This window comes from Nonomuraea sp. NPDC050691, assembly GCF_040654455.1.
Taxonomy (GTDB): domain Bacteria; phylum Actinomycetota; class Actinomycetes; order Streptosporangiales; family Streptosporangiaceae; genus Nonomuraea.
This window is the reverse complement of record NZ_JBFAIA010000085.1, coordinates 1-14,522: the sequence shown is the minus strand read 5'-3', so window position 1 is coordinate 14,522 and position 14,522 is coordinate 1. Positions and strand designations below refer to the sequence as shown.

The window sequence follows — 14,522 nt, the reverse complement described above, 5'->3', positions numbered from 1 at the left end:
GGAGTCTTTGTACGAATGGATTTTTCTGGCAGATTGGCGGATGACGATGTCTGAAATTCCGAGCCAGTTCCAGAGCCTCCTGCGCGCGCACCTGCCGTACGCGGACTCGGCGGAGCTGTCCGCGCGGGACGAGCTCGCCGGCCTCGGCCTCGACTCGATGGGCGTCGTGCGGCTGCTGGTCGACATCGAGAACGGCTACGCGGTCGAACTGCCCGACGAGCTCCTGGACGAGTCGACGTTCGCCACGGTCGGCTCGCTCTGGCAGGCGCTCACCATGCTCCCGGCGTTCCCGCCGGTCCGCTGAGGCGCTCCGAGCCGAGGCGCTTGGAAGGGCGGGGACCGGTCGCCGGGTCCCCGCCCTTCGCGCGTCCGTCAGGTCCGCAGCGTGGTGGCCAGCGCGCGGCGGTCCACCTTGCCGTTGGCGTTCAGCGGCAGCTCGCCCAGCACGCTCACCGAGCGCGGCACCATGTAGCCCGGCAGGACCTCCGCGACGCCCTTGACCAGCGCCACCGGGTCGAGACCCGTCCCCGTGCAGGCGGCCTCCAGCTCCAGCTCGCCGTCCGCGCCGGGCAGCGCCAGCACGACAGCCTCGTCCACGCCCGGCCTGGCGCGCAGGGCCGCCTCCACCTCTCCCAGCTCCACCCGGTGCCCCGACACCTTGACCTGCTGGTCCAGCCGTCCCAGGTGGACGAGGACGCCGTCGCGCCACGCGACCCGGTCGCCCGTGCGGTACCAGAGGTCGTCCCCCATGACCTCGGCCGCCTCCGCGGGCACGGCGCGCTCGCCGTCGAAGGCGACGAAACGCCCCTCGTTGACCGCCGGGTCCGCGTACCCGGGGAAGCGCTGGACGCCGCGCAGGCACAGCTCGCCCTCCGCCGCCGGCCGCCCGTCCGCGTCCAGCACGGCGTGCCGCACCCCCGGGTACGGAAGGCCGATCGGCACGGTGCCGTTGGGCGTCTCCGGCCAGCGCGCCCGGTCCCTGGGCAGGCGGTACTCGGCGCAGGAGATGGTCAGCTCGGTCGGGCCGTACAGGTTCTCCAGCACGCTGCCCGGCGCCGCCTCCCGCCACGCGTCGGCCTGCCGCAGCGTCAGCGGCTCGCCGCAGAACAGGCTCCAGCGCAGCGACGGCATCGAGCCGGGCGTCAGCCGGCGCAGGCGCAGGGCGAGCGAGACCACCGACGGCACCGAGAACCAGTGCGTCAGCCGCTCCCTGGCCACGAACGCCACCGGCTTGAGCAGGTCGTACCGGCTCGGCACGACGAGCGTGGCCCCGCCGCCCCAGGTCGCGAACATGTCGAACACCGACAGGTCGAAGGTCAGGTCGAACGTCTGCGAGGTCCGGTCGCCCGGGCCCAGCCCGTACCGGGGGACCACGTGCGAGAGGTACGCGCTGACGGAGCGGTGACGCAGCGGGACGCCCTTGGGCGCGCCCGTCGAGCCCGAGGTGAACAGGAGGTAGGCCAGGCCGTTCACCCCGTCCGGCGGCGCGAGCGGCTCCGCCCGGTCGCCGCCGAGGTCGTCCAGGGTGAGGGCGAGCAGCGGTGAGGGGAACGGGGGGAGCTTTCCGTGGGCGGCGTCGGCCAGGACGACGTCCAGGCCGGCGGCCCCGGCGACGGCCAGGGTGCGCGCCTGCGGCATGGCGGGGTTGAGGGGGACCGCGGTGGCGCCGATCCGCTGGATGGCCAGGTAGCCGGCGTAGGCCAGGACGTCGCCCGCCGCGTACAGGCCCACCCGCGCCGGCCGTCCGCCGGGACAGGCCCGCAGGATCCGCGCGGCCAGGCGGGCGGCCAGGTCGTCCAGCTCCGCGTAGGTGTGGCGGGCGCCGCCCGCCTCCAGCGCCACCCGGTCGCCGAAGCGCGTCACGGAGCCGGCGAACCACTGGTGAAGGGTGCGTTCCACAGATGTCTCCAAGGTGGCCGAGCCGGTCACGGGAGCGGGGAGGCGGGGGGCGGGTCGGGGAGGTCGCGGGGGAAGAGCGACGGGGGCAGGTCGCGGCCCTGTCCTTCCCAGAGGTCGGCCAGTCGCCGGTCCGGGTCGGCGACCGCGAGCTGCGTGCCCAGCGCGAGCGTCCGCATGATGTCCGTCATCGCCTCGGCCGGCAGCACCTCGGGGTCCGCCAGCATGAGCACGCTGGTACGGCCCCCCTGCACCGCCACCCGCACCCGGAACGCCTGCCCGTACTGCTGCGCCAGCGGCGTCCAGGCCAGCTCCGCCGGGCTCTGGTCGGCCGGGTCCGAGGGCCTGCGGTCCACCTGGATGTAGTTGAACCAGGCCCGGAACAGGTGGTTGACCCAGCAGTCGTGCCCGGGGTCCACGCCGGCCCTGGCCGCGTCGCCCGCGGCGATCTCGGCGATGCGGTCGAAGTCGTAGCAGGAGTACCGGTACGCCCGAGCGCCCGCCCAGTGCAGCCGCCTGATGTGCTCGGCCAGCGTGGCGCCGGGATCGACGGCGGTGACGAACGGGATGAGCTGGTTCATCGTGCCCACGTTGTGCTGGTCCTCCTGGGCGAACCGGTTGGAGGACATCAGGCTCATCGTCACCCGGTCGGTGCCCAGGTGGCGGGCCAGCCCGGCGGCCACGAAGGCCATCACGACGGCCGGGGCGGTGACCCCGTGCCGGCGCCCCGCCTCGGCCGCCAGCCCGCCGAGGCGCCGCGAGCGCAGCGTCAGCTCCAGCCGGTTGCGCTTCACCCGTGCCGGCAGCGTGGGCAGCCCGTCCATCAGCCCGTCGGCCAGCACGTCCCGCCAGTAGCGCTCCGAACTCTCCTGCCGCGGCCGCCACGCCTCGTCCCGCTGGCGCCGCGCCAGCGCGCGCGGCGTGAGACCCGTCGCGGCGGTGGCGCCCGGGTCGGCCACCAGCGCCTTGAACTGGTCCTGCAGGTGGTGGATCGACCACAGGTCGAGGATGAGGTGGGAGAAGGCCAGGCTGATGTACATGGGTGCGCCGCCGGAGCTCACCAGCCGGCCCCGCCAGTTCAGGTCGCCGCTCATCGCGAACGGCTCGGCCACCAGCTCCGCCTTCGTCCGCTCGTGCTCGCCCGGGTCGGTGACGACCCGGTCCACCCGCTCGACCGGCAGGCTCACCGCGTCGTGGACCACCTGCACCGGCCGGCCCTCGCGCGGATGGTACGTGGTCCGCAGCGCCTCGTGCCGGTCCACCAGCCGCTCGAGAGCCGTCGTGACCTGGTCGTCCGTCAGACCGCGCAGGTCCCACGTCGTCGCCAGGTTGGCCTCGTGCAGCCAGTCCTGCGGATACCGCTCGATCTCCCGCCAGCTGAACAGCTGGCCGTTGCTGAGAGGTGCCTCGACGGACATGTGGTCTCCTCCCGGCGGCTTTCCCCGTCCGTAATTCATTGCGTGCGCGAACGCCCGGGGTCAAGGCCGGGGCGGTGGCCGGCGCTGGCCACTAATGGCGGCCACAAGGTGCCAGTCGGCAACCGTGTCCCCGAAATGGAGCACCGCCTTAGTGTCTTATCGACAACTATGTGGGAGCCGCTGAACCAAATGCCGCGGAGCATTTCTCCGGGCCGTCCGAATAAACCGGCGGCGCCATTGCGAATGGCGCCCGAGGCTTGAGGTGGCGCATTGATGGCTGGTGAGTCGACACAGCGGGCGGGGACCGGCGGGCCGGACGCGATCGCCGTCGTCGGCATGGCGTGCCGGCTTCCGCGGGCCGCCGGTCCGGCGGAGTTCTGGCGGCTGCTGCGTGACGGCGTCGACGCGGTCACCGAGGCCCCCGAGGACCGCTGGCCCGGCTCCGCTCACCGGCGGGGCGGGTTCCTGCCGTCCGTGGACGGCTTCGACGCCGCGTTCTTCGGCATCTCGCCGAACGAGGCCGCCGCCATGGACCCGCACCAGCGCCTCGTCCTGGAGCTGGCCTGGGAGGCGCTGGAGAACGCCCGCGCCGTCCCCACCGGCCTGCGCGGCAGCGCCGCCGGCGTCTTCCTGGGCGCCATCTCGAACGACCACGCGGCGCTCCAGGACCGGCTCGGCGCGGACGAGCGCGGCCGGCACGCGTACGTCGGCGCCAACCGCGCCATGATCGCCAACCGGGTGTCCTACTTCCTCGGCCTGCGCGGCCCCAGCCTCACCCTCGACACCGGACAGTCGTCGTCGCTGGTCGCCGTGGAGATGGCCTGCGAGAGCCTGCGCCGCGGCGAGACCGCCCTCGCGCTGGCCGGCGGCGTCAACCTCAACCTGCTCGCCGACACCACCGACGCCATCGCCGGGCTCGGCGCCCTCTCGCCCGACGGCCGCTGCCACGTCTTCGACCGCCGCGCCAACGGCTACGTGCGGGGCGAGGGCGGCGGGCTGGTCGTGCTCAAGAGGCTGCCCGACGCGCTCGCCGACGGCGACGCCGTCCACGCCGTGATCCTCGGCGGCGCCGTCAACAACGACGGCGGCGGCGACGGCCTGACCGTGCCCAGCCGCGACGCGCAGGAGGAGGTCATCCGCCTGGCCTGCGCGCGGGCCGGGGTGGACCCCGCCGAGGTGCGGTACGTCGAGCTGCACGGCACCGGCACCAAGGTGGGCGACGCGGTGGAGGCCGCCGCCCTCGGGGCTGCCTACGGAACTTCCCGCCCGGCGGACGACCCGCTGCTCGTCGGCTCCGCCAAGACCAACATCGGCCACCTGGAGGGCGCGGCGGGGATCGCCGGGCTGCTCAAGGTGGTGCTCGCCCTCCGGCACCGCGCGGTGCCGGCCAGCCTGCACTTCGAGGCGCCGCCGCCGGAGATCCCCCTGCCTGAGCTGCGGCTGGAGGTCGTGGGCACGCGCCGCGACTGGCCGGAGGACGGGCGGGCGCTGGTGGCGGGGGTCAGCTCGTTCGGCATGGGCGGCACCAACTGCCACCTCCTCCTGACCGAGCCCCCCGCACCCCCTGCCGTCGAACGGACGTCCGCCGCCACCCGGGCGTCCTCGTCCGAGCGCTCGCTCGCCTCGTCGCCGGTCGTCGGCGACCCCTGCACGCCCACCGCCCCCGTGGGCCCCGACCCCTTCGGCGCCCCCCGAACCCCTGACACCGCACCCCCGTCCGGGATGGCCTCCGCGTCCGGGATGGCCTCCGCGTCCGGGATGGCCTCCGCGTCCGGGATGGCCTCCGCGTCCGGGACGGCCCCCGAGCACGTCAGCGCTCCTGAGAACGTCACCGCCCTCTCCGCCGCGCCCCACGCAGGGCCACAGGAGGTCGCGCGGGCCCAGGGCAGCGACGGCGACACCGCCGAGGGAGCGGCCGAGGGAGTGGTCGCAGGTGATGCCGTGCGCCGTGGGGACGGTGGCGAGGTCGCGGCCGATGAGGTGCCCGTGTGGCGCGGCGACCGCGACGGGGCCGCCGCCGATGCGACGGCACCCGGTGGGGTGGACGCGGGGGAGGCGGCACCGTGGGTGGTGTCGGCGCGGGACCAGGCGGCTCTGCGAGAGCAGGCCCACCGCCTCCTGCCCCTGGCCGAGGACGCGGCCGTCGCCTCGGGCGACGTCGCCATGAGCTTGGTACGCGACAGGGCGATCTTCGAGCGGCGCGCCGTCGTCCTCGCGGCCGACCGTTCCACGCGCCTGGAAGGGCTGCGCGCCCTGGCCGCCGGGCAGCCGCACGACGACGTGGTCATCGGCACCGCCCCGAGCCCAAGAACGGGCACCACTCCAAGCCCCGGAGCGGGCGCCGCCCCCGCCCCCGGAGCGGGCGCCGCCCCCGCCCCCGGAGCGGGCCCCGTCCCCGCCCCAGGGACGGGCGTCGGCGCGAGCATCGGGGTCGGGTTCGTCTTTCCTGGGCAGGGGTCCCAGTGGGCCGGCATGGCCCGGGAGCTCCTCACCTCGTCCCCCGTCTTCGCCGCCCGCTTGGCCGAGTGCGCCGAGGCCCTCGCCCCCTTCACCGGCTACCCCCTCATGGACGTCCTCCGGGAGATCCCCGGCGCCCCCGGCCTGGACCGGGTTGACGTGGTGCAGCCCGCCCTGTGGGCCGTCATGGTGTCGCTGGCCGAGGTGTGGCGCTCCCACGGCGTGGAGCCCGGGGTGGTCATCGGCCACTCCCAGGGCGAGATCGCGGCGGCCACGGCCGTCGGCGCTCTCAGCCTGGAGGACGGCGCCCGCGTCGTCGCCCTGCGCAGCCGCGCCATCGCCGGCATCACCGGCCACGGCGGCATGATGTCGGTCGCCGCGCCCCTGGACGTCGTGGAGGAGGCGATCGCCGAGGCGGCGGTCCCGGTGTCGGTCGCCGCCGTCAACGGTCCCCGCTCCGTGGTGGTCTCCGGACCGCGCGCCGCCCTCGCCGCGCTCGCCGACCGGCTCTCCGGGCACCGCCCCAAGCTCGTCCCCGTCGACTACGCCTCCCACTCCGAGGAGGTCGAGGGCGTACGCGACGAGGTGCTCGCGGCCCTCGCCCCGGTACGGCCGGTCAGCGTCGCCACGACGTTCGTCTCCACGCTGACGGGAGAGCCAATGGACACGGCCGGACTCGACGCCGGCTACTGGTACCGCAGCCTGCGCCACCAGGTGCGTTTCGCCCAGGCCGTGGGCGCGGCGCTGGAGGCCGGCTGTGCGCTGCTCGTGGAGTGCAGCCCGCACCCCGTGCTGGTGACCGGCGCCGAGGAGACGGCCGAGGCGGCCGGGCGGGACGTGGCGGTCACCGGGACCCTGCGGCGCGGCGAGGGCGGGCCGGAGCGGGTGCTGCGGTCGCTGGCGCAGGCGTACGTTCAGGGCGCCCCGGTGGACTGGTCGGGCCCGTGCGTCACGCCGGGCGCGCGGCCGATCGACCTGCCGACGTACCCGTTCCAGCGCAAGCCCTACGGCCCGTACGCCGCCGAGCGCATCGCCGCCCGCACCCGCGCTGACCGCACGCACGCTGACCGCACGCACGCTGACCGCACGCACGCTGACCGCACGCCTGCCATCGACCGGAGAACCGCCGCCGCGGCCGGGGAGCCGGGGGCGGCGGTGGCCGGGGGCATGAGCCGGGCCGACGTGCGGGACCTGGTGGTGGGCGCCGCCGCCCGCGTGCTCGGCCACCGGGACGCCGCCGCGGTCGAGGCAGGCCGGACGTTCAAGGACCTCGGGTTCGACTCGGTGGCGGCCGTGGAGCTGCGCGACCGGCTGCGCGCCTCGACCGGGCTGAAGCTCCCGGCGGGCGTGCTGTTCGACCACCCCACCCCTGAACGTCTCACCGACCACCTCCACACCCTGCTCGCCACCGAGAGCCCCACCGGGAGCGCCGTCGAGAGGCCCGTCGAGAGCCCAGCCGAGGGCCCCACCGGCACGACCGACGGCGTGAGCGTCACGAGCGCTTCGGGAAGCAGCGGTGCCCCCCAGGCCCCGCACGACGACGACCTGATCGCGGTCGTCGGGATGGGCTGCCGCTACCCCGGCGGCGTGGCCTCGCCCGACGACCTGTGGCGGCTGGTCAGCAGCGGCGCCGACGCCATCGGCGACTTCCCCGCCAACCGCGGCTGGGACCTCGGCGCGCTGTTCGCCACCGGCCCCGACCGGTCCGGCACCAGCGACACCCGGCAGGGCGGCTTCCTGCACGACGCCGACCGGTTCGACGCCGCGTTCTTCGGCATCAGCCCGCGCGAGGCGCTGGCCATGGACCCGCAGCAGCGCCTGCTGCTGGAGGTCTGCTGGGAGACCCTCGAACGCGCCGGGCTGGACCCGGCCGTCCTGCGCGGCTCGGCGACCGGCGTGTTCGTCGGCGCGATGGCCCCCGACTACGGCCCCCGCCTCGACCAGCCCGACAGCGCCGCCGAGGGTCACCTGCTGACCGGCACGGCGCTGAGCGTCGTCTCCGGCCGCATCTCGTACCTGCTGGGCCTGCGCGGACCGGCCATGACGACCGACACCGCCTGCTCCTCCTCCCTCGTCTCGATCGTCCTCGCGGTGCAGGCGTTGCGGCGCGGCGACTGCGCGCTGGCGCTGGCCGGCGGGGCGACGGTGATGTCGCGGCCCGGCATGTTCGTGGAGTTCAGCCGACAGGGCGGGCTGTCACCGGACGGGCGGTGCAAGGCGTTCTCGGCCGCCGCCGACGGCACCGGCTGGGCCGAGGGCGCGGGGATGGTGCTCCTGGAGCGGTTGTCCGACGCCCGCCGTCACGGACACCCGGTCCTCGCCGTGATCAGGGGCGGCGCGGTCAACCAGGACGGCGCGAGCAACGGCCTGACCGCCCCGAACGGCCAGGCGCAGCAGGACGTCATCCGCCTCGCGCTGGCCGACGCCCGCCTCACCGCGGCCGACGTGGACGTGGTCGAGGCGCACGGCACCGGCACCAGGCTGGGCGACTCCATCGAGGCCGAGTCGCTGATCGCCGCGTACGGCTCGGCCCACGGCGCCGGCGCGCCCGTCTGGCTCGGGTCGCTCAAGTCGAACATCGGCCACACCCAGGCCGCGGCCGGGGTCGGCGGCGTGATCAAGATGGTCAAGGCCCTGGAGCACCGGACGCTGCCGCGCACGCTGCACGTGGAGGAGCCGACCCCGCACGTGGACTGGGACGGGTCCGGCGTGCGGCTGCTGACCGAGCCCGTCGAGCTGGCGGAGGCCGGGGACGGGCCGGTGCGGGCCGGGGTGTCCAGTTTCGGGATCAGCGGCACGAACGCGCACCTCATCCTGGAAAGCGCCCCGGACGCCACCGCGTCCACCGTGAACGGGCCGGTCGAGGGCGGGGCGGTCCAGGGCGGGCCGGTCGAGGGCGGGGCGGTCCAGGACGGGCCGGGCGGCGGTGGCCCGGTACTGGGCGAGCCGCTGGTGTGGGCGTTCTCGGCCAGGAGCGAGACCGCGCTGCGAGCCCAGGCCGTACGGCTGCGCGACCACGCGGCCCGCACCGCCGGGGGAGAGCTGGGCGCGGCCGGGAGGGCGCTGGCCCGGCGGCCCGGGTTCGCGCACCGCGCCGTGGTCGTCGCCCAGGACCGCGACGAGCTGGTCGCCGCCCTGGACGCGCTCGCCGCGGGCGCACCGCACGCCGCCCTCACCACCGGCACGGCCCTCGACGACCCCCGCCCGGTGTTCGTCTTCCCCGGCCAGGGCTCCCAGTGGGCCGGCATGGCCGTGGACCTGCTCGACGCCGACCCCCGCTTCCGCGAACGGCTGGAGCGCTGCGACCGCGCGCTCGCCGCGCACACCGGCTGGTCCGTCGTGGACGTGCTGCGCGGCGCGGACGGCGCGCCCCCGCTGGAGGGGGCGGACGTCATCCAGCCCGTGCTGTTCGCCGTGATGGTGTCGCTGGCGGAGCTGTGGCGCTCGTACGGCGTGGCGCCGGCGGCCGTGCTGGGCCACTCGCAGGGCGAGATCACCGCGGCGTGCGTCGCCGGCGTGCTGTCCGTGGAGGACGCCGCCCGGATGGTCGTGCTGCGCAGCCGGGCGCTCGTCCGGCTCGGCGACCGCGGCGGCATGCTCGCCGTCTCCCTGCCCGCCGAACGGGCCGCGGAGCTGCTGGAGCCGTGGAGCGGCCGGCTGTGGCCCGCCGTGCACAGCGGCCCGGCCAGTTCGGTGGTCGGCGGTGACGCGGACGCGCTGGAGGAGTTCGCCGCCTCCTGCCCCGAGGGTGTGCGGGTGCGCCGCGTCGCGATCGGCTACGCCGCCCACACCCCGCACATCGAGGAGCTGCGCGAGGAACTGCTGACCAAGCTCGCTGACGTGCGTCCCGGCCCGGCCGGGACGGCCTTCTGCTCGTCGTACGCGGGGGAGTTCGTCGACCCGGCCACCCTGACCGCCGAGTACTGGTTCGCCGGCCTGCGCAACCCCGTGCTGTTCCGGCAGGCCGTCGAGACGGTCGCCGGTTCCGGCACGACCCTGTTCGTCGAGACCAGCCCGCATCCCACGCTGGTCGGCCACATCGAGGACACGTTGGCCGCGGCCGGTCTGCCCGGCGGCGCCACCGGCACGCTGCGGCGCGGCGACGGCGGCAGGCAGCGGCTGCTGCGGGCGCTCGGCCAGGCGTGGGTGCTCGGCGTGGCCCTCGACTGGACGGCCGCGCTCGGTCCCGCGCCCCGCCACGACGCGGGCCTGCCGACGTACCCGTTCGAGCGGCAGAGGTACTGGCTCGACCCCGGCGCCGCCGAGGGCTCCCCGGGCGGCTCCCGCCACCCGCTGCTGGGCACGGCGGTGCCGCTGGCGGCCGACGACGGCTTCCTGCTGGCGGGACGGCTGTCGCGGGCCGCCGTCCCGTGGCTGGCCGACCACGCCGTGGACGGGGGCGTGCTGCTGCCGGGCACCGCGTTCGTGGAGCTGGCCCTGGAGGCCGCCGCCACGGCCGGGTGCGAGACGGTCGAGGAGCTGACGCTGGAGGCGCCGCTGTACCTGCCGGAGACGAGCGCGTTCCAGACGCAGGTCTCGGTGGGCGGCGCGGACGCCGGAGGACGGCGCGCGCTGGCCGTCCACGCCCGCCCGGCCGGCGACCCGGACGCCCCCTGGACCCGCCACGCCACCGGCCTCCTCGCCCCGGCCGCTCCGGTCGGCGGGAACGGTTCGGGTGGTCTTCCCACCGCGTCCGCGCCGCTCACGGTCTGGCCGCCCGAGGCGGAGCCGGTGGACCTGGACGACCTGTACGGCCGGCTTGCCGAGCGCGGCTACGACTACGGGCCCGCGTTCCAGGGGCTGCGCGCCGCCTGGCGGGGCGACGGCGTCGCGTACGTCGAGGTGGAGCTGCCCGAGCCCGTGAGCGACGGCGCGGACCGCTACACGCTGCACCCCGCGCTCCTGGACGCCGCCCTGCACCTGGTGGTCCTGGAACGGGCGGGCGACCCGGCGACCCTGCTGCTGCCGTTCGCGTGGGACGGGGTGCGCGTGAGCGCCGGGGGAGCGGGCGCCCTGCGCGTCCGCGTCACCGACGGCGACGGCGACACGATCTCCCTGGCCGCGTTCGACGGGGACGGGCGGCCGGTCGCGGAGGCTCGCGGGCTGACCCTGCGCCGGGTGCCGCGCACCGGCGACGCCGCCCGTGCCGGCCTCGACGCCGCCTCCTACGCCCTCGACTGGACCCCCGCGCAGTCAGCCCCGGTGGACCCGGCCGGGCAGCGGTGGGCCGTCGTCGGGGTCGACGACCTGGCCGACGAGATCGACGCCGAACTGGCGGCGGCCGGGATCGGCGCGCCCCGCTACTACGACCTCGCCTCCGTGGCCGACATGAGCACGGGGGAGATCCCCGGCCTGGTGCTCGCCCCCTGCCGCGGCGACGCCGCCGACCTGCCGTACTCCGCCCACGACACCCTGCACCAGGTGCTCGACCTGGTGCAGGGCTGGCTCGGCGACGAACGGTACGCGGGGTCGCGGCTCGTGTTCGTCACCCGGCCCGGCGACCCGGCGGGGGCCGCGGTGTGGGGGCTCGTGCGGTCGGCGCAGTCGGAGCACCCGGGACGGTTCGCGCTGGCCGAGCTGCCGGACGGCTTCTCCGGGTGGGAGGCGCTGGCGGGCGGGATCGCGGCGGGGGAGACGCAGCTCGCGGCGGACGCCGACGGCGGCCTCCTGACTCCCCGCCTGGTCCGCCGCTCCCCGGCCTCGCCTCACACTCCGGCTGCGTCCGCCTCGGCGACCTCATCCCGCTCGACACCTCAGGACCCCGACCCCACCCCCGCCCGCACTCCGGCTGCGACGGGTGAGGAGAGGGGCGCGGCGCAAGAGGCGGGTGACACAGCCGACGGCTCGACCGCGGCGCACGGCAAGGAGGCTGCGGCGGGCGAGGCGGACGGGGCGGCGCACAAGGAGACCGAGGGGTGTGTGCTCGTGACCGGGGGCACCGGCGGTCTGGGCGCGCTGGTGGCGCGGCGGCTGGTGGAGCGGCACGGCGTGCGCGAGCTGATCCTCGTCTCCCGCCGTGGCCCGGACGCCCCGGAAGCCGCCCCCCTCGCCGATGAGCTGACCGGGATGGGCGCGAGCGTCCAGGTCGTGGCGTGTGACGTGTCCGACCGCCGCGCCCTGGCCGCACTGCTGGAGCGGATCCCGTCCCTGACCGGCGTGGTGCACACCGCCGGGGTGCTGGAGGACGCGGTCGTGGAGGGCCTGTCGGCGCAGCGCCTGGACGCCGCCCTGGCGCCCAAGGCGGACGCCGCCTGGCACCTGCACGAGCTGACCCGCGACCGGCCGCTGACGACGTTCGTGCTGTTCTCGTCCGTCGCGGGCCTGCTCGGCAACCCCGGCCAGGGCAACTACGCCGCCGCCAACGCCTTCCTCGACGCGCTCGCCCCGCACCGCCGCGGCCTCGGCCTGCCGGCCGTGTCCATCGCCTGGGGCCTCTGGGACAAAGGTGGCATGGCGGGTGGTCTCGGCGGCGCCGACGTGGCCCGCCTGGCCCGGGGTGGCATCGCGCCGCTGACCGTGGACGAGGGCCTCGACCTGTTCGACGCCGCCCTGACGAGCGCCGAGCCGCTGGTCGTGGCGGCCCGCTGGGACCGGGCCGGCCTACGCGACCGGGCCGAGGCCGGCGACCTGCCGCCCGTGCTGCGCGGGCTGGTCCGCGCGTCCCGTCGTACCGTCCAGAGCGCGTCGGCCGCGCGGCCGGGCACGGCCGGGCCAGGGCAGGCGCAGGGTCAGGGGCTCGCCGAGCGCCTGGCCACCCTGGCCGAGCCGGAGGCCCGGGCGCACCTCACCGCGCTGGTGCGCTCGCACGTCGCGACCGTCCTCGCGCACAGCAGTCCCGAGCAGGTGGACGTGGAGCGCGCGTTCAACGAGCTGGGCTTCGACTCGCTCACTGCCGTGGACCTGCGCAACCGGCTCAACGCCGAGACCGCGCTGCGGCTGCCGGCGACCCTCGTCTTCGACCACCCGACGGTCACCGCGCTGGCCGGATACCTCTACCGCACCCTCGCGCCCGACACCCCGTCGCCCGAGGACGCCCTGCGCACGGCGGTGGACCAGGCCGAGTCGGTGCTGCTGGCCGCCAACGGCGGCGCGGACGCGCTGCGCGGCCAGCTCGTCGCCATCCTGCAGGGCGCGCTCGGCCGCCTCGGAGCCGTCACGGCCGCCGCGCCCGCCGCCACGCCGAACCGGCCGGGCGGCGCCGCCGAGGAGATCGTCTCCGCCTCCGACGAGGAGATCTTCGCCTTGATCGACAACCGGGCCATGACGGCCCCTGTGAAGCCCGCGGTGGAAAGGCCTGGCCATGGCGAGTGAGGACAAGCTGCGCGCGTACCTGAAGCGGGTCACCGTCGAGCTGGCGGAGACCCGCCGGCGGCTGGCCGAGGACGTGGGCCGCCGGCACGAGCCGGTGGCGATCGTCGGCATGGCCTGCCGGTATCCCGGCGGCGTGACCGGCCCCGACGACCTGTGGGAGCTGGTGGCCTCCGGCCGCGACGCGATCAGCGAGTTCCCGCTGGACCGCGGCTGGGACACCGACCTGTACGACCCGGACCCGGACGCGGCCGGCAAGTCGTACACGCGGCACGGCGGTTTCCTGGAGGGGGCCGCCGACTTCGACGCCGCGTTCTTCGGGATGAGCCCGCGCGCCGCGCTGGCCACGGACCCGCAGCACCGGCTGTTCCTGGAGTCGTGCTGGGAGGCGCTGGAGCACGCCGGGATCGACCCGGCGACGCTGCGCGGCTCCCGCACCGGCGTGTACGCGGGCAACATGTACAACGAGTACTCCTCGCGCTTCGTCCACGGCTCGATCCCCGGATCGGTCGAGGGAACGCTGCTGTCCTCCAGCACGCCGAGCGTCATGTCGGGCCGCGTCTCGTACACGCTGGGCCTGGAGGGGCCGTCGCTGACCGTCGACACGGCCTGCTCGTCCTCGCTGGTGACCCTGCACCTGGCGGTGCGCGCGCTGCGGCAGGAGGAGTGCACGCTGGCGCTGGCCGGCGGGGTCACGCTGCTGGTGTCGCCGGACGCGTTCGTGGAGTTCTGCCGGCAGGGCGCGCTGTCGCCGGACGGGCGGTGCAAGTCGTTCTCCTCGACCGCCGACGGGGCGGCCTGGTCGGAGGGCGTCGGGGCGCTGGTCCTGGAGCGGCTGTCCGACGCCCGCCGCAACGGGCACCGCGTCCTCGCGCTCATCCGCGGCTCGGCGATCAACCAGGACGGCGCGAGCAACGGCATGACCGCGCCGAGCGGGCCCGCGCAGGAGCGGGTCATCGAGCAGGCGCTGGCGGACGCGCGGCTCGGCGCCGACGAGGTGGACGTCGTGGAGGCGCACGGCACGGGCACCAAGCTGGGCGACCCGATCGAGGCGCAGGCCCTGCTCGCGACGTACGGCCGGGCCCATGACGGTGACCGGCCGCTGTGGCTGGGGTCCGTCAAGTCGAACATCGGCCACACCCAGGCCGCGGCCGGCGTGGCCGGGGTCATCAAGATGGTCAAGGCCCTCGAACACGGCGCGTTGCCGCCCACCCTGCACGCCGAGGAGCCCACGCCGCACGCCGACTGGGACTCCGGCGGCATCCGGCTGCTCACGGCGGGCCGCGCGTGGCCGCCCGGCGAGCGTCCGCGCCGCGCGGCCGTCTCCAGCTTCGGCATCAGCGGCACGAACGCGCACGCCATCATCGAGGAGTACGTCCCGGAACCGGCGCCCGCGACCGAGGCCGGACCCGCGCCCGCCACCGAGCCGCCGACCACCGAGCC

The 14,522-nt window shown here is 76.0% G+C and carries 5 protein-coding genes; 3 read left to right on the top strand and 2 right to left on the bottom strand.

The features are described from left to right. The first annotated feature begins 46 nt into the window (after positions 1–46). The gene (locus AB0H81_RS26620; protein ID WP_358379905.1) at positions 47–304 is read left to right on the top strand and encodes a phosphopantetheine-binding protein; all 258 of its coding nucleotides are present in this window, start codon (positions 47–49) and stop codon (positions 302–304) included. 68 nt (positions 305–372) lie between these two features. Here AB0H81_RS26620 and AB0H81_RS26615 read toward each other — a convergent pair whose 3' ends face one another. Both AB0H81_RS26615 and AB0H81_RS26610 read right to left on the bottom strand, forming a co-directional pair. Further along, positions 373–1,899 (bottom strand): amino acid adenylation domain-containing protein, encoded by a 1,527-nt coding sequence (locus tag AB0H81_RS26615; protein ID WP_358379903.1) that lies wholly within the window; start codon positions 1,897–1,899, stop codon positions 373–375. A gap of 26 nt (positions 1,900–1,925) precedes the next feature. Then, positions 1,926–3,314, bottom strand: a complete 1,389-nt coding sequence (locus tag AB0H81_RS26610) for a condensation domain-containing protein (protein ID WP_358379900.1) — start codon at positions 3,312–3,314, stop codon at positions 1,926–1,928. A 273-nt stretch (positions 3,315–3,587) separates the two neighbouring features. Between AB0H81_RS26610 and AB0H81_RS26605 the strand changes: the two genes are divergently transcribed. After that, positions 3,588–13,082, top strand: coding sequence for an SDR family NAD(P)-dependent oxidoreductase (locus AB0H81_RS26605; protein ID WP_358379897.1), 9,495 nt, complete (start codon positions 3,588–3,590; stop codon positions 13,080–13,082). Beyond that, a partial coding sequence (locus AB0H81_RS26600) for a beta-ketoacyl synthase N-terminal-like domain-containing protein (RefSeq protein WP_358379894.1) occupies positions 13,072–14,522 on the top strand: 1,451 nt, incomplete at its 3' end. The genes AB0H81_RS26605 and AB0H81_RS26600, both read left to right, overlap by 11 nt.